The 17,832-nt window shown below is 43.8% G+C and carries 12 protein-coding genes, 2 tRNA genes and 1 riboswitch; of the genes, 8 read left to right on the plus strand and 6 right to left on the minus strand.

What is annotated here, in order from left to right; translation table 11 throughout:
* Nucleotides 1–29 precede the first annotated feature (29 nt).
* Complete coding sequence (locus DWX23_RS10590) at nucleotides 30–3,329, plus strand: AsmA-like C-terminal region-containing protein (RefSeq protein WP_122374474.1); 3,300 nt, start codon at nucleotides 30–32, stop codon at nucleotides 3,327–3,329.
* On the opposite strand, the gene rfbB is transcribed toward DWX23_RS10590, so the two are convergent.
* Both rfbB and rfbC read right to left on the minus strand, forming a co-directional pair.
* Complete coding sequence (gene rfbB / locus DWX23_RS10595; protein ID WP_122374475.1) at nucleotides 3,324–4,469, minus strand: dTDP-glucose 4,6-dehydratase; 1,146 nt, start codon at nucleotides 4,467–4,469, stop codon at nucleotides 3,324–3,326. The genes DWX23_RS10590 and rfbB overlap by 6 nt on opposite strands.
* 8 nt (nucleotides 4,470–4,477) lie before the next feature.
* The gene (rfbC, locus tag DWX23_RS10600; RefSeq protein WP_122374612.1) at nucleotides 4,478–5,038 is read right to left on the minus strand and encodes a dTDP-4-dehydrorhamnose 3,5-epimerase; all 561 of its coding nucleotides are present in this window, start codon (nucleotides 5,036–5,038) and stop codon (nucleotides 4,478–4,480) included.
* A 158-nt stretch (nucleotides 5,039–5,196) separates the two neighbouring features.
* Between rfbC and DWX23_RS10605 the strand changes: the two genes are divergently transcribed.
* From DWX23_RS10605 to DWX23_RS10625, 5 genes are all read left to right on the plus strand, one after another.
* Nucleotides 5,197–5,268, plus strand: a tRNA-Cys gene (locus DWX23_RS10605).
* Between the two features lie 36 nt (nucleotides 5,269–5,304).
* Nucleotides 5,305–5,376: transfer RNA gene (locus DWX23_RS10610), tRNA-Cys, on the plus strand.
* A gap of 228 nt (nucleotides 5,377–5,604) precedes the next feature.
* On the plus strand, nucleotides 5,605–7,188 hold the full coding sequence (locus DWX23_RS10615) for an AGE family epimerase/isomerase (protein ID WP_147382533.1): 1,584 nt from the start codon (nucleotides 5,605–5,607) through the stop codon (nucleotides 7,186–7,188).
* 450 nt (nucleotides 7,189–7,638) lie between these two features.
* Nucleotides 7,639–7,857, plus strand: a riboswitch (cobalamin riboswitch).
* A gap of 64 nt (nucleotides 7,858–7,921) precedes the next feature.
* Nucleotides 7,922–10,441, plus strand: a complete 2,520-nt coding sequence (locus DWX23_RS10620) for a ribonucleoside-diphosphate reductase subunit alpha (RefSeq protein WP_122374477.1) — start codon at nucleotides 7,922–7,924, stop codon at nucleotides 10,439–10,441.
* Between the two features lie 15 nt (nucleotides 10,442–10,456).
* Nucleotides 10,457–11,506, plus strand: coding sequence for a ribonucleotide-diphosphate reductase subunit beta (locus tag DWX23_RS10625; RefSeq protein WP_122374478.1), 1,050 nt, complete (start codon nucleotides 10,457–10,459; stop codon nucleotides 11,504–11,506).
* A 76-nt stretch (nucleotides 11,507–11,582) separates the two neighbouring features.
* Here DWX23_RS10625 and DWX23_RS10630 read toward each other — a convergent pair whose 3' ends face one another.
* From DWX23_RS10630 to DWX23_RS10635, 3 genes are all read right to left on the minus strand, one after another.
* Nucleotides 11,583–12,173, minus strand: coding sequence for an N-acetylmuramoyl-L-alanine amidase (locus DWX23_RS10630; protein WP_122374479.1), 591 nt, complete (start codon nucleotides 12,171–12,173; stop codon nucleotides 11,583–11,585).
* A gap of 61 nt (nucleotides 12,174–12,234) precedes the next feature.
* The gene (locus tag DWX23_RS25265; RefSeq protein ID WP_255419589.1) at nucleotides 12,235–12,369 is read right to left on the minus strand and encodes a hypothetical protein; all 135 of its coding nucleotides are present in this window, start codon (nucleotides 12,367–12,369) and stop codon (nucleotides 12,235–12,237) included.
* 20 nt (nucleotides 12,370–12,389) lie between these two features.
* On the minus strand, nucleotides 12,390–12,977 hold the full coding sequence (locus tag DWX23_RS10635; RefSeq protein WP_122351626.1) for a protease inhibitor I42 family protein: 588 nt from the start codon (nucleotides 12,975–12,977) through the stop codon (nucleotides 12,390–12,392).
* Between the two features lie 258 nt (nucleotides 12,978–13,235).
* On the opposite strand from DWX23_RS10635, the gene DWX23_RS10640 reads away from it, so the two are divergent.
* Nucleotides 13,236–14,708 (plus strand): RimK family protein, encoded by a 1,473-nt coding sequence (locus DWX23_RS10640; protein WP_122374480.1) that lies wholly within the window; start codon nucleotides 13,236–13,238, stop codon nucleotides 14,706–14,708.
* Between the two features lie 4 nt (nucleotides 14,709–14,712).
* The gene (gene rimI, locus DWX23_RS10645) at nucleotides 14,713–15,171 is read left to right on the plus strand and encodes a ribosomal protein S18-alanine N-acetyltransferase (RefSeq protein WP_122374481.1); all 459 of its coding nucleotides are present in this window, start codon (nucleotides 14,713–14,715) and stop codon (nucleotides 15,169–15,171) included.
* A gap of 14 nt (nucleotides 15,172–15,185) precedes the next feature.
* On the opposite strand, the gene DWX23_RS10650 is transcribed toward rimI, so the two are convergent.
* Nucleotides 15,186–17,786, minus strand: a complete 2,601-nt coding sequence (locus DWX23_RS10650; protein WP_233587576.1) for a glycoside hydrolase family 2 TIM barrel-domain containing protein — start codon at nucleotides 17,784–17,786, stop codon at nucleotides 15,186–15,188.
* Between the last annotated feature and the right edge of the window lie 46 nt (nucleotides 17,787–17,832).

Below are 17,832 nucleotides of genomic sequence, written 5' to 3' on the forward strand. Positions count from 1 at the left end.
CTTTTGTATGACCAATACATGAAGACAATATGAAGATCAATAAAAAATTAGTTACAACCATTATCGTTATCGCCGTTACCCTGTTCTTTATCCTTCCGGGTATCGGGTTCAGCATTCTGAATTGGGGTGTCCTCCCACCGGAGAAACTGACCCCGCTTGTCATCGAACAGACTAATAAATTTCTCAATGCCCACCTGGATTGCGAACGGATCGAACTGACTTATTTCGAAACATACCCGCATCTGGGCATCCGGCTTACGAACGGTCATCTGATCTCACATGCAGCAGAAGACTCTACAGCACATAAAGAAAAACTGGCTATCTCCTCCGATTCGTTACTTGCATTCAAAACGGCTGTCATCTCCCTCCGACCGACCGACTACCTTTTCGGCGGCAAAATAACCATAGGCGAGATCAGCATTGATGAACCCCGCTTCTATGGATATGTCAATAAAAAAGGAGCGGCTAACTGGGATATTTATTCCAGCAAAACGGATTCTGCCGAGACCGACAAAAAACCGTTGCCTCCCATCGACCTGCAAAAAGTCCGTATCTCAAACGGCCGTTTCACTTACGACGACCATGAAGCAGATTTATTTGCCGAAATCAATGGCTTTTTCCTCAATCTCGACGGCTCACTAACCAACGGAAAAAACAAACTGGATATTGAAACAGGTTCTACCTCCATCCTGTTCAGCAGCCCGACTTATACATTGGAAAACAAACTGGCATTAAAACTAAAAAGCCAGCTCTTACTTTCTGACAACTTCAATACAATCACATTGAACGATGCCGAACTACTGGTAAACGACCTGCCTTTTACGGCTAACGGCTCTGTCAGCAGTGTACCTCCGCTAAAACAGACTAAAATAGACATGGAGGTAGGGCTCAAAGTATCTGACATGAACGATTTGCTGAAATTCATTCCCGATGCTTATTTTCAGAACAGAGAAAAAACACTGGCAAAAGGAGCAATCGTTGTGGAAGGCAACATACATGGTTACCTCGGCGACAGCATTGTGCCCTCTGTAAACCTATGCTGCAAAATAGAGAATGGCTCCTATCACGTCAAAGGTCTCAAACAAGGGATCGACACCATACAGATGGATATGGATCTTCACCTGAACGGTATGTATCCCGACTCTTCTTTCATGTCATTGGAACAACTGACATTAAAAGGTCTGACAACCTCCCTGGACATGAGCGGAAAAGTCACCAACCTGCTGACGTCCCCCAATATAGATGCGAATATAAAAGGGAAGATCGATTTTACACGACTGGCAAAAGAGTTTCTGAACCCGGACACATTGCTCCTTCAGGGAACTATGGATGCCGACCTTTCCGCCTCATTCAATGTCGACGATCTACTGAACAGCCAATACGGGAAGGTACATGCATCCGGTCGTTTGAATATTGATACGTTGAAAGCCTATAGCAAGCCGTTAGGAATGGATGTCTTTATTACTAATGCCGGTTTCTCGGTCGACTCGACACAGCTAAGCAGTTCTTATCTGGAAAATAAAGATTTGTTAAGCACGACTTTATCGGTCGATAGCCTGAACATCAAATACCAGGATGCAATCAGCACAAACATCAGCCGATTGACTATACAGGCAAAAACATCTCCTGTCATAGATACGACGGCTGTTATCCCGATGACTGCTCAACTGAAATTTGACTATCTGCGTACCCGCCTCCCCGATTCCGTATGGCTGGTTGCCGGACAAACAGTCATGAAAGGAGGGATCAAATCATCCGCATCCAACAAACGTATACCGACTGCCGGTGCTACCATCTCAGTCGATACCCTTCGTTATTTCATTCTACCGATGCGTACCGGAATGATCCTTTCCGGAAATACATTTAATATAGAAGCACTCCCCTACCGCGATGCAATGCGTCAACGCTGGCTGGCACGGACCGATACGACTACCCATACCACAACCGCAAGAGCGACACGTACGCGCCGTCCAAGAACACCTGACCAGACACAGACAGACACGACTGATGTAACGACACAGTTATTACGCCGTTGGGAAGTCCGTGGCAGTCTTTCTTTCAACAAAATGCGCGGATTCAGCCGTCTTTTACCCGTTCCCATGAAAATGGACCAAACCACCATGAAGTTCAATACCAACGATATTACCCTTACCAATGCTCACCTGCATCTGGGTAAAAGCGATTTCATGCTGAACGGAGAAATAAAACGTATTCGCCAGGCGATGTTACGCGGAGGGAAATTACAAGGAAACTTCTCCCTGACATCCGACTATATCGACTGCAACCAGCTAATGAAAGCGATGAACTCAGGCATGCAATATACAGAGCTACATTCCGCAACTACCGACCAGTCAGTTATTGACGAAGAAAATCTAGTCACAATGGATACCCATGCATTACAGGATTCCATTGCTACAGCAACGTTAGACACAACAGACCGCGTATTCGTTATCCCAGCCTATCTGGATATGACGCTTCACACAGATGCAAAAAAGATAGATTTCAAAGATGTCGAACTTAGTAACGTTCTCGGTGAAGTGATCATCCGTGATCAAAGCATCAACCTCAGTAACCTCAAGATGGATTCGAATATCGGTCGTGGACATATGACCATGTTCTACACAGCTAAAGATGAGAGCGGCGCTTCTGCCGGTTTCGATATTGATATGGAAAATGTGATGGTCGAGAAACTGATCGGGTTATATCCTGCCATCGATACCCTGGTCCCTATGTTACGTTCTTTTGAGGGGGTAGTCGACTGCCAGATAACAGCTACTTGTAAAATGGATTCGGTAATGTCACTCGATCTCCCTTCTTTAAATTCAGCCTGCTATCTGCATGGAGAAAATATGGTACTGCTCGATGGCGAGACTTTTACGGAAATATCCAAGACGCTTATGTTCAAAAATAAGAAACGGAATGTCATAGACAGTATCTCTGTCGACCTTGCCATCAAAGACAATAAAATCGAAGTATTCCCCTTTCTGGTCGAAATGGACAGATATAAAGTGGCAGTCGGAGGAACACATAACCTGGACATGACATTCAACTATCATTTATCCGTACTCAAGTCGCCCGTTCCTTTCAAACTGGGAATAGACATCACCGGCAACCTGGACGATTTTAAATACAAGATCGTAAAATGCCGTTACAAAGATTTATTCAAACCGGCTAAAGAAGCCGAACTGGATAGCACACGGACAAACATCCGGAAAGAGATACGGGAATCGATACGCAATCAAATAAAAGAGACTGCCCCCGAACTGGTGAGCAGCCTCTCCTCAAATCATTCAGCGACTCCTCCGGATGGAGAAGCCAGTATTTTATAACTCACGGCCGGAATACATCCGGTCGTAATATTTCATATAGTCACCACCGGTAATCTCTTCCACCCATTGCTGGTTTTCCAGATACCAGCGGATTGTTTTGACAATACCGACTTCAAAACTGGTTTCAGGTGTCCAGTCGAGTTCTTCCGAGATCTTTGTTGGATCGATAGCATAACGCTGGTCATGTCCGAGGCGGTCTTTCACAAAAGTGATCAGGCTTTCGTTGATCCAGTCGATCCTAATCTCTCCGTCAGGACCGATCTCTTTCTTCTTCAATACCTGACGATATTCGGGGTGTTCAGTCATCAACTGACGAATTGTCTGAATGGTCAGTTTAACAATCTCGATATTCTGCTTTTCGTTATGTCCGCCAACATTATATACTTCTCCTACCCGACCGCGATGAATAACCGCATCGATAGCTTTACAATGATCTTCCACATACAACCAGTCCCGAACATTGGTACCGTCGCCATACACCGGCAAAGATTTCCCTTCCAGGATATTTTTGATAATAAGCGGAATCAGTTTTTCCGGGAAATGATAGGGACCATAGTTGTTGGAACAACGGGTAATACTTACCGGCATTTTATAAGTATCGGAATATGCCTTTACAAACAAATCGGCACTGGTCTTGGAAGCGCTATACGGACTTCTCGGGTCCAGCGGAGTCGTTTCATGGAAATAACCTTCCGCTCCAAGACTGCCATACACCTCATCCGTCGATACCTGGTGGAAACGTACGCCTTCACGCCACTGCGGATAACCGGTCTCCTCTTTTCCCGTCACCCAGGCTTTGCGCGCAGCGTCCAGCAGGTTTTGTGTTCCCAGAATATTCGTCACTAGGAACAACTGCGGATTTTCAATACTACGATCTACATGGCTTTCTGCAGCAAAATTGACTACATAATCGAAATTATACTTTGCAAAAAGTTCATCAACCAGCGTACGGTCACAGATATCCCCCTTTACAAACTCACAACGTTTGCCATCGATATCTCCTGCTATTGTACCCAGATTACCTGCATAAGTAAGCAAGTCGAGAACTACAATCTTTATATCCTGATGCTCTGCCAGCATATATTTGATAAAGTTGGCACCAATAAAACCAGCGGCACCCGTAACCAGATAAGTCTTCATCGTCCGTATTATTTATATGTAAAATTATATTCTGCCTCACTTAAGAGAGGCGCTTTTGTATCTTTCTCTGATAAAGTTAGAGATTCCGTGTCGGAAATCCTCCAATCGACCCCAATCGAAGGATCATCAAAACGAAGTCCCCTTTCATGACTCGGCATGTAAGGATTATCTACTTTATAAGTAAATACAGCTTCGTCGCTCAGTACATGAAATCCATGAGCAAATCCCTGGGGAATAAAGAACTGACGTTTATTCTCTGCTGAAAGTTCGACAGCTACATATTTTCCGAATGTCGGAGAATCGACACGGATATCCACTGCTACATCCAGAACACGTCCGGTGATCACCCGTACCAACTTCGACTGCGAATAAGGAGCCAACTGGTAATGTAATCCACGAAGTACTCCCCTGGAAGAACAGGATTCATTATCCTGAATAAAATTTATTTTACCGATATGTTGCTCGAACTCTTCTTTCTTCCAAGCTTCCATAAAATATCCCCGTGCATCATTAAAAACCTTAGGTTCAATAATCCATACACCCGGGATTTCTGTCTCAATATAATTCATCCTTTCATTTTTATAACTAACAGAAGACAAAGTAACTTCTTTTTCCTTAGTTCTGCAACTATCAACGCCTGCAAAAAGAATGAAAAAGATTTGCATAATCCAAACATAATCCTTTTCTTTGCACTCGCAAAACGATAAGACGTTATTTGAAACAAATTGGTTCCTTGGATGAGTGGCTTAGTCAGCGGTCTGCAAAACCGTGTACGGCGGTTCGAATCCGCCAGGAACCTCTAAAAAGAGTAACAGATTATCGATAAATAAATATTGGTTCCTTGGATGAGTGGCTTAGTCAGTGGTCTGCAAAACCATGTACGGCGGTTCGAATCCGCCAGGAACCTCTAAGAAAGCAGAAAGACTTCAATTAAGAATTGAAGTCTTTCTGCTTTCTTAGTATATACGTGGGTCTGTTTTTCAGGAAAGTTTCAACCTGTAATTTGTAAACCGAAGCTATCAAAAAACAAATTATGTCGTTCAAACAGGGTTTTATGCTGTCTGTGGAATATTTTTTGTCATCCGGTCGAAGTCCTCTACTTTTGCGGCGTGAAATAAAAATCAAGGAAACAAAAATGAAACAAAAAACATTTCTACTATTGGCTGCTGCTACTCTATTGGCAGCCTGTACCCCTTCTCCTAAACAGGTTTCGACCACTGAAATCGTGGAAATAACAAATACACTGCCACAAAAGAGGACAAATGTTTATAATGTAGATTCACTGGTAAAAGATCCCTGTAATAACCCGGAATTATGGATAGGACATCTGGAGAACGACCTGATGAAATTCTGGAACGGAAAGAATATACCAGAAGGAAAAAGTATCTTCTTCTCTACGTTCAGAAGCAACGACGGACAGGTCATTCCACAAGATACGGCACAATGGCCGACAGAATATAAGGAAGCGATGAAAGTTGCCGACCTGAAAGGGCTGGTGGAAGACGCAACCCAATATAACTATATCCGTGCCCATTCACGCCAGACTTTCGCATACGGCATTGCGTATAATATGACAGGAAATACCGATTATCTGCAAAAATGCCGCCAGGGAGCAATGGCGATCCTACAGGCAATGGACGAAAACAACGGCTTGTATAACAAACAAGATATCAATACCGGCGAATGGATGGACCCTGCCGACAAACGTAACAGTCAGGATCTGGCTTACGGAATAACCGGATTAGGCTATTATTACTACCTGACTCATGACGAAGCGGTTCTGAAACCATTACTTGCTGCGCGTAAATACATCTTCGATACTTATTTTGACGAAGGTAAAGATTTTCTGACCTGGCTACCCACATCAGTAATGGAAGGGAATGACAATGTAGAGATCGTCTCCCAACTGGACCAGTTGTATGCTTATATGCTCTGGGTCACTCCCTCTCTGCCAGAACCTTACCAGACAGAATGGAAAGCCGACTTGAAAAAACTGGCGAATGTAATGATAAACCATTTCTACAGCGAACGTTACGGTACTTTCTGGGGAAGTGCCACAAATGACCTGTCTAAAGAGTTAGGTACAGATCATACCGACTTCGGTCACTCTGTAAAAGCGATGTGGGTCATTTATGAGATCGGCAAAATCACCGACGATATTGCTTATGTAAATTTTGCCCGCGAAAAGATCAAAGTCATTTTAAACCGTGCATATATCGATGGAGACGGTTCATGGGCACGTCGTTACAATGCAGACGGTACATTAGACAAAGACAAAGAATGGTGGGGATTAGCCGAGCTCGATCAGGCTGCAGCTATACTTTCCTTGAATGACCCTTCTTATCTGCGGTTTACAAACAATACGTATAAATACTGGTTCGAATACATGGTCGACAAGCAGAATGGCGAAATCTGGCACATGGTAGATGCCGAAACCAACCTACCGTCACCGGAATACCCTAAGATACATGCCTGGAAGACATCTTTACACAGTTTCGAGCACTGTTTCCTGGGTTACGTGATCTCAAGCTATCACCGCAATCAACCTGTGACACTCTATTACGCATTTACAGAAAAAGAACCGGTTTCTTCCAGAAACGTTAATCCTTATTTCTTACGTGGTCATATCAAAGAGCAGAAAAAAGGAAACGTAATCGCATTAGATAATAACGAAAAAGGACGTAACGTTGTAGAGATAACGTTCGATTATATACATTAAATTCACGACCCTAACCCTCATAAACAATAATACTTGCATGGAAGGTGTGTCTACTTATATAGGTGCACCTTCCTTTTTTTTATCCATGCCTAGTCCTAAAAAGCGTTACACCTATCCGTACAAATAAATGCAGCCCGACAATCATTTTTCTATCTTATTAGAAAACTTACATCCAAAAAGATAATCCTTAACTTCTGTACAGTTCCGTATTTCACCGGCGAACCGGAACTGGATACTTATAAAGCAAAGATTCTGAAGGAAAAATAGCAGAATGACATTTCAACATCCAAAGCATAAAAATCAGGATGTTTGATAACATGAATAACATAATTTTTCTCATTCATATATTTTAAACCCGTTATAACATTATAGGATAGACGCTTACGAAAAATCGGTCATCATCTCTATTTCTTTTAACGTATTCCATGCTATTGGATTCCCAAATTCTGCTACCTTTGCTTTTGAACTGGTTCCGGATGGATTTCCTTTCATTCGGATTAAAAGGGAATCGGGTGAAAATCCCGAACAGTCCCGCTGCTGTAAAACTCCGCTCTACTTTCCGATAAAGACAATTGCCACTGGAGGTCATCCCCTTAAAGGGAGGACACCGGGAAGGTATCGGAAATTAAGGAGTCAGTCAGAAGACCTGCCGTTCATTAAAGGCTGTTTCTACTCGTGGGGATAGGGGAACAGTACGAAAGTATACTCTAATTTTATTTTTCAAAAGTATCTCATGGAAATAACCAAGAGAAATGGGGCATCCGAACCTTATAACAGGGAGAAAATAACCGTTGCCATCCGGAAAAGCTTTGCCAGTACCGGACAGGAAATAACGGACGAAAACATCCGCAGCATGGTGGATGAAGTGGAGCGTTTTGTAAACAGCAATGTAGCAAACCGCAGTGTAGAACGCATTCAGGACGAAGTGGAACGTAGCCTAATGGAACATGGTTTTTATGCCGAAGCTAAAAACTATATACTCTATCGCTGGCAACGGACGGAACGAAGGAAAGCCCTCAATCACATTACACATGAAGTGGGCGATACGACCATAATGGAGACACTCAAGGGTATACAGGATAAATTCACAGCCAACGAATATAGTCTGACTATACTGGCTGAGAAGTTTTTCAGTTTCTGCAAACCGGAAATGCCATCCAAAGAACGGCTGACAGCACTCATCAAAGCGGCTGTGGAACTAACTACGCAGGAAGCTCCCGACTGGGAGTTCATCGCTGCCCGCCTGCTCAACTTCCAATTGGCAAAGAAACTAAAAAAGCAGGAAGAAGCTGTCGGTTTCCATACATTCTATGATAAATTAAGCTATCTCACCAACGAAGGATTATATGGTAACTATATACTGGCTAATTACTCTCAGCAAGAGATAGAAGAAGCTGCCGGATTTATCTGTCCGGAAAGAAATGAACTGTTTAATTATTCAGGACTGGATTTACTGGCGAAACGCTACCTTATCCGTACTCGTTCCCATGAACCGGTTGAGTCCGTACAGGAAATGTTTCTGGGAATCGCCCTGCATCTTGCCATGCCCGAACAGCACGACCGGATGTTGTGGGTTAAAAAGTTCTATGACCTGTTAAGCAGCCTTCAGGTTACAATGGCCACTCCTACGCTTTCCAACGCACGCAAGCCTTATCACCAACTTTCCAGTTGCTTTATCGATACCGTACCCGACAGTCTGGAAGGTATTTACCGCAGTATCGACAACTTCGCAATGGTTAGTAAGTTTGGCGGTGGTATGGGAATGTACTTTGGAAAAGTGCGTGCCACAGGTGGTAATATACGAGGATTTAAAGGAGTCGCCGGAGGTGTGATCCGCTGGATGAAATTGGTAAACGATACAGCTGTTGCTGTCGATCAGTTAGGTATGCGGCAAGGAGCTGTAGCTGTGTATCTCGACGTATGGCACAAAGATCTACCCGAATTTCTCCAGCTCCGTACCAACAACGGCGATGACCGGATGAAGGCCCATGATATATTCCCGGCAGTATGTTATCCTGACCTGTTCTGGCGTATGGCAAAAGAAGACCTGAATCAAATATGGTATCTGTTTTGCCCGAATGAGATAATGACTATCAAAGGATATTGCCTAGAAGATTATTATGGCGAAGAATGGGAACAAAGATATCTGGACTGCGTGAACGATAACCGTCTTTCAAAACGTAGTATAAATATTAAAGATATTGTCAGGCTGGTATTACGCTCGGCTGTAGAAACCGGTACTCCTTTCACTTTCAACCGTGACACCGTAAACCGTGCCAACCCAAATCCCCACCGGGGTATTATTTACTGTTCGAACTTATGTACGGAAATAGCACAGAACATGTCATCCATCGAATCCGTATCTACTGAAATCCTCACTGAGAACGGTGATACGGTCGTGGTGAAAACAGTTCGCCCAGGCGATTTCGTGGTATGTAACCTAGCCAGCTTATCACTTGGGCATTTGCCATTGGAAGATGAACAACAGATGAAAGAAAAGGTAGCGACAGTGGTCCGTGCACTCGATAATGTGATCGACCTTAATTTCTATCCCGTACCCTTTGCACAGATAACGAATCATCGTTACCGCAGTATCGGCCTTGGGGTAAGCGGTTACCATCACGCGCTTGCCGTACGCGGCATCCGTTGGGAAAGCGATGAACATCTGACTTTTATGGACAAAGTATTTGAGCGTATCAACTATGCGGCTATTGAAGCGAGTGCTGAATTGGCGAAAGAAAAAGGCCGGTACGAATATTTTGAAGGAAGCGACTGGCAAACCGGAGCTTATTTCATGAAACGTGGATATAAATCAGTAGAATGGAACCGGTTACAGGAAAAAGTCAGGATAAATGGCATGAGAAATGCCTATCTTCTTGCCATAGCTCCCACCAGCAGTACAAGCATTATCTCCGGGACAACAGCAGGAGTAGATCCGGCAATGAAACGTTTCTTCCTCGAAGAGAAAAAAGGTACCATGCTCCCACGCGTGGCTCCTGCCCTGTCGGACAAGACTTATTGGTTATATAAAAGCGCCTACCAGATAGACCAGCAATGGAGTATCCGTGCTGCGGGTGTCCGGCAACAACATATCGATCAGGCACAAAGTATGAACCTCTATATCACCAACGAGTTCACCATGAAGCAATTGCTCAACCTCTACCTGCTGGCTTGGGAATGCGGAGTGAAAACGGTATATTATGTTCGAAGTAAATCACTGGAAATAGAAGAATGCGAAAGTTGTACATCATAAAAAACTAAAAGAACAATGGAAACAAAAATATTAAAGAAGAACGCCTTGTTCAATCCGGAAGGCGACACAGAAATCCGTCTCCGGAAAATGATCGGCGGAAATACCACCAATTTGAACGACTTCAATAATATGCGTTACAAATGGGTGAGCAGTTGGTATCGTCAGGCAATGAACAATTTCTGGATACCGGAAGAGATCAACTTGTCACAAGATACAAAGGATTATCCTCATCTGGAACCAGCTGAGCGGACAGCTTACAACAAAATCCTCAGTTTCCTGGTCTTCCTCGATTCTCTACAGAATAACAACCTGCCGGCTATCAGTGAATACATCACCGCCAACGAAGTCAATCTTTGTCTTCATATCCAGGCTTTTCAGGAATGTGTACATAGCCAAAGCTATAGTTATATGCTCGATTCTATTTGCAGTCCCGAAGAACGCAATGATATCCTCTATCAATGGAAAACGGATGAGCACTTATTGAAAAGAAATACGTTCATCGGCAATTGTTACAACGAGTTTCAGGAGAGCCAGAACGGCTTTACATTGATGAAAACCCTGATAGCAAATTACATTCTGGAAGGTATTTATTTCTATAGCGGTTTCATGTTCTTTTACAACCTGAGCCGTAACGGAAAGATGTCCGGGTCCGCCCAGGAAATACGCTATATCAACCGGGATGAAAATACGCATCTATGGTTATTCCGTAACATCATTCTCGAACTGAAAAAAGAAGAACCCGAACTCTTTACACCCGATAAGGTTAAAGTGTACGAGGAAATGATGCATGAAGGAGTGAGACAGGAAACGGAATGGGGACAATATGTGATAGGCAACAACATCCAGGGACTCAACCAGCAAATGGTGGCAGATTATATCCGCTATTTAGGTAATATCCGTTGGCTCAGTCTAGGTTACGAACCGCTGTTTGATGATAACCGCAAGGAGCCGGAAAGCATGCACTGGGTATCGCAATATTCAAATGCCAATATGGTGAAGACAGACTTCTTCGAAGCCAAAAGTACAGCCTATGCCAAAAGTACGGCATTGGAAGATGATTTGTAACAGATCCTCCTTTTAAATCGAATAACAAGGGACCGGATATATGAATAATGTGTATCCGGACTCTTATCTAAATTTATTATTCTTCTGGTATTAAAACTGTTTTGAGGTATTTTAAAATAGCCTGTACATGTATATCAGCAATTATCGCTCTTCCCTTTTCCGAACAAAGAAACAAAAAATCGTCCCAGGTATCCATAAATAGATTTTCAGTAAGAATAGCTGGGCAATTGGTATGCTTTAGAATAAACAAAGGATCATATTTCAAACCTCTGTTCCTGAAAGGGAAATTCGTGTCATGCCGGGATGTCACTTCTTCTGAAAAGACCGAAGCGATTTTTTGAGAAGTCATGGCATCACGGGTATAAAAGACTTCCCATCCTGTTCCACCTCCTGCATTAGCATGAATAGAAACAAGCATGCAGTTTGTCTTTCCAACCTGATTGGAAATAGTATTCACCCGGTTACAGCGTTCCTGGAGTGAGACATCATTAATTTCCTTTACTATCAGCTCACAATCTATATTTTTTTGAGTTAGTGTTTCATGTACCCGCCTTGCAATATCCCGATTAAATTCCCATTCAAACAAACGTCTGCTTTCATTCGGCCATTCCGGAGAACGTTTGCCCGGAGTTTCTATACCATGCCCATTATCGATCAATATCTTCATAAAATAAAAAGTTAAAAGGAGCTACTAAATATATCACCAGCTCCTTTTATGAATAAAATGATTAGCCTTCCAATCCTATTTCAAAAAACAACGTTGTACCCTTTGTACGGTAAGTAGCAACAGCATCCCAAATCACACGAAATTCCTGTATAAAACCTGCTGCATTTACACATGCAATTCTATTTACTTCCTGCATAATTGTCTTGGTTTTTATTATTAATCTCTCAAAAACGGAACAATTTTAGTGATCATCACTTCACCACCATAGCAAGGCAAAGCCTGATGAACATATACCATTGCATAGGATTCCCGAGGAGGATTCGTTGCAGTTACTGACTTACAGACATAACGATAATTTACACCTTCCACAATCTGAACAGCTACCGATACAGGTGTATATTGAACTCCGACAACTCCACGCATCGCTTCCTGAAAGACTGCCATCTCTTCCGGCAACAATTCATGATGATCTGTCCAACCTCCTGACTTCCGGTCGATATGGTCGTCCTCTATTTCAACAGGTTGAATCTGTTCGTAAAGAACACCAGCTTCCGACACATGTGTCTGAGCCAACTGATAAAGAGCTTTCCCGGGAGCTACAGCTTTAAAAACAAACACTTTTTTTCCCGGTGCACCGAGCAACTCTGCATCCGGTTCTATTGCATCTTCATCCAATAAGATCAAACCACCTTCCAAACGTGATAGAAAACAGTTCTCGCCTGTATTAAAATTAACTTCACGTTCTACTGTAAAGGTCTCATACAATTTCAAACTTCTACCTTGTGAATTTTCTTTTTCTTCCATGCTTATAAAATTTAAGATTCAGATTATAATAAGACAGCCCTTAAACCATCCTATCTTTACTGGCAAAGGAATGGTAAATTTTAATACGTACAAAGAAATTCAACCCTTAAGAAGTGACAACAGGAGCATTGTCATAAGACAAAAGAGATGTCACCCTCAAGACGTCGGATTGTCACATCAGCGAAACTCAATAATTAATGATTATTCATATCGCCGATTCATTTATTTAGCTACTTTTGCGCACTTATTATATTCGACATGAATAACGTGCTAATTTTATTAGACAGTCTGAATGATTGGAAACCGTATTATAAGACAAGCAGTATCTTAACCGTTTCCGATTATTTGAAGAACAAATCTCTCCAGAAAGAAAAGGGGAATAAGTTTGTCATCAACCTGAGTAACGATTACAGTTATAATTCCGAAGGATATTACTGTTCGCTACTAGCCCAAACCAGGGGACACAAAGTGATTCCCGGAGTAGATATCATTAACAAGGTGGAAGCCGGAGCCGGTGTCCGTATGGACCGGAACTTACAAAAGCTCTGTTATCAGTGGATACAGAAAAATGATATCACCGAAGACATCTGGAACCTGGATATCTATTTCGGTACATGCAAAGAGAAAGGGTTGGAAAAAATAGCCCGTTTTATCTTTGAGAACTACCCGGCCCCGCTACTAAGAGTCAGTTTGAATACCCGCCAAAAAAATCAAATCGAAACGATCCAGTTCCTTTCGCTGGAACAGTTGAACGACGACGAACAAAGTTTCTTTGCCGATGCGCTGGACCGTTTCAACAAAAAAGTATGGCGTGCTCCGCAGTCCGTCAAATCAGCACGGTATAGCCTGGCTGTATTATACGACCCGGAAGAAAAGTTTCCACCCAGCAACAAACAGGCTTTGAACAAATTACTGGATGTTGCTAAAAAGATGGATATACATGCCGAACTGATCACGGAAGAAGATGCTACTCGGTTAATGGAGTTCGACGCTCTGTTTATCCGGACCACTACGTCGCTGAACCATTATACTTTCCGCCTGTCACAACTGGCGAAGCAAAACGGGATGGTGGTGATCGATGATCCATTATCTATCATCCGGTGTACCAACAAGGTCTACCTGAACGAATTATTTGAGAAAGAAAAGATACCGGCTCCGCTGTCTATGTTAATCTTTAAGTCGAATGAAAATACATTCGAACAGATCAGCGAGCAACTAGGTTCTCCTTTCATCCTGAAAATTCCGGACGGATCGTTCTCTTTCGGAATGAAGAAAGTAACCAATGAGACAGAACTGAAAGCGGCACTCAATCTGCTTTTCGATAAATCGTCGATCCTTCTGGCACAAGAATTTACACCGACTGAATTCGACTGGCGAATCGGTATCCTGAACGGAGAACCGTTGTTTGCCTGCAAATATTATATGGCAAAAGGACATTGGCAGATCTATTGCCATTACGATTCGGGAAGAAGCCGGTGCGGACTGGTCGATACCATTCCCATTTATCAGGTTCCCCGTAAAGTACTCGATACGGCGGTCAAGGCAGCTTCCCTGATCGGGAAAGGGCTTTATGGAGTAGATATGAAGATGGTTAACGACCGGGCTATGGTTATCGAGATCAACGATAATCCGAGTATCGATCACGGGATTGAAGATGCCGTACTGGGAGACGACTTGTATTACCGTATACTGAATCATTTCGGGCGGACACTGGATATGAAACATTTTTAACCGGATGGAAAAGGAGTTGGAAATCAGGCAGGCAGTCCGTTCGGATCTCGATTCGATACTGGAGATTGAAACCGTTTGCTTCGGTGCGGACAGTTTTTCAAGGAGACAGATCTTATACCTTATTACCCAGGCAAAAGGGATCTTTTATGTTGTTACGGATAAGGGAAAAGTGATTGCATACAGTTCGTTGATATCGAATGCCCGTACTCATAACCTACGTATTTATTCCATAGCCGTTCATCCGGATGCCAGAGGCAGGAAGTTAGGGCAGCAACTGATGGAAAAAGCGATCGGATTTGCCCGGTCGTATCAACTCAAAAAGATAACGTTGGAAGTAAATGTGACTAACGAAGCCGCCATCGGCCTTTACCTAAAAAACGGATTCGAACACATCCGCATAATCAATAATTATTACGCGGATGGTTCGAATGCTTATTATATGTATAAGCTTATTAACTCCTAAACGTTTGATTAAAACTACAAATTCGTCGGGTTTCCCCCTACCTTAACTTCGGACAATCCGGCATTTCCGGAGATAAAACTGATGCGGACAAAGCGAATATTCTTTCCGAGGTCACCATCTATACGCTGCTTCTTTTCTTTCTTATTGCTGGTGCGCTGGTCGGATACGGTTATCCATGATTGGTTATCGGAAGATACTTCAATGACGTATTGATGTATATCGACTGTTGGGAAGACCAGTTCGATCGCGTTCAGATCATAGGAGGCTTCCAGATCGAGCTTCCACCAGGCAGCCTTATCTGAAGGGTCGGCAAACCAGGCGGTCTGGTCGTCACCGTCATTTGATAAAGTGCGGGAAGAAAGTTCCGCTGTCGAACTGACAAAAGAAGGACGGTTAACCGCCAATAACAACTCATTTACAGGTTCTTCTTTCTTCGGGGCAATATAGCGTTTATAAGGACGGTCCGCCACTTTCGGACGACCGGCCGACTCCCAGGTTGGCTGTCCTAATGTCCGAATAGTGAGGGTAGATGCGGGTAGCCCTTCAGCAGACGCTTCAATAATGGTAGTTCCGGCATAGTAACTACGGAATTCGATTGCAGCCTTTCCGTCACGGATCGTAATATCGGAGGCTTCCTCTTCTGAAGGAGGCATAAACTGGATGGACGAACCTGTTGGAAATTCGCCGGGGCCGGACAGGACGGATAGCTTAACGGGGATCTCATTACTAACCGGTTTACCGCTTGCATCCAACAAAGAGATCAGGATATGAACATCATCTGTCCCATCGGGAGCAGCGATCGTTGTCTTATCCGCAGACAAACCGATCTTTGCAGGAATACCCGATTCAGGCCATTGCGGTTCAACCGGGTTCCTGTTTCCTTTGGCATAAGCCTCCCGATACCAGTACCAGGAACGCTTCGGGATACGGAAATAATCCACTAATCCCATAATAGCCAGACCGGTTCCACCGACTGTCCCGTGATCGAAGCCACACCAGATCACTTGTCCTCCACGCCATTCCGGACGGTTAAAGCCATCTTTCAAGTCTGCCCATCCCGGTTCGAACGTACCCGGACGATGTGTCGTTACACTACCATATTCAGAAACCATACTAGGTACACCAGGATTCAGGAAACCCGCCCCGTCACCATTATAAAAAGCGATCTGGTTCTTCCCTAGTTTATCTACGCCTTTACGCTGGCTACCGCCGATAGCGACCAGGCGCGTCGGATCCCAAACATGCGTACTGTCGGTTGCCTTGTTCAGCAATTGCTTCATCCGTTCATTGGTGGATGCATCCGTAAAGAAAGGTTCATTACTCATACTCCATGCCGTAATAGAAGGACTATTCCGGTTGATTCGGATCAGCTCTTTCAACTGGGATAACACACTCCGGTCAAAACGATCCTGGTCTTCCGGATTCGGAGGATAACAACCGGACGAAGGAGTCCCCCAACCGTCACGGTCACCCGAACCGCCTCCCATACCCCAGAAAGCATTCTCCGGGAAGAACAGTATGCCGATCTCATCACAAGCCTGTGCAAACGAAGGGTCGTGCGGATAATGTGATCCGCGGATCGTATTGAAACCACAATCCTTCATCATCTGTATATCCCGGCGGAAACCGGCATTTGTTACGGCATCTCCCCAACCGGCATGATCCTGATGGACGTTTGCCCCCAACAGGTAAAAATGTTCGCCGTTAAGGAAGAACCCTTTGTCTGCTGTCCATTCGAACCAACGGATACCGAAAACGGTTTCTTTCCGGTCGGTCACTTTATTCCCCTGCTGAATCGTTGTCACCGCTTTATAAAGGTTCGGACTATCCGGATGCCAGAGAGCCGGGTCGATGATACTTGCCGGATACTGAGTGAATATTCGGGAACTGCCGGCTTCAAGCGTTTCTTTTGTTTCTGCTTTTGAAACAATTTTACCCTTGGGTGAAACGATCTCTGTCCGGATCGTAAACTGTTGCGGACGGGCATGGTCATTTCTTATTTCTGTCTCTGCCCTAAAAGAGGCAGACGATTTCGACACTTCCGGTGTTGTGATGAACGTTCCGCACCAGGCGACATGCAAAGGATCCGTTATATGTAAATACACATCGCGGTAGATACCTCCGCTAAACTGGTGATCGCCGGCACGTGGCGCCACATCCGCCTTCCAGAGATTGTTGACACGGACCGCTAAGATATTTTTTCCGGGTTTAAGGAAAGGTGTCAGGTCATAGCAGAAACCGGTATATCCTCCGGTATGCTCTCCTACCCGCTGCCCGTTCAGGAAAACTTCGCTTTGAATAAATATGCCTTCAAATTCAACCGATACTTGTTTACCCTTCCATGCTGCCGGCATTTCAATCGTCTTCCGGTACCAGCCATACCCATTGTATACGCTCTTCCACATGAAGTAAGGTAGAGAAAATGAGTGAGGAAGATTCACTTGTTCCCAACTTTGATCGGAAAAGGAGGTTTGTTCTGCCCCTTCCACATCGCCTAAAGTAAAGAGCCAGCCGCGATTCAAATTGATTTGCTGACGAACAGGGACGGCATTCAGATTCCAGCAGATCATAATCTGCAAGAAGAAAATAATCGTTACGAGAGTTTTTTTATTCATAAGTACTTTAATATTAATGGCGAAAAAAAACAGAACAGAAGGAGAA

It is taken from the genome of Parabacteroides sp. AF18-52, from assembly GCF_003479145.1.
Classification (GTDB): Bacteria; Bacteroidota; Bacteroidia; order Bacteroidales; family Tannerellaceae; genus Parabacteroides; species Parabacteroides faecis.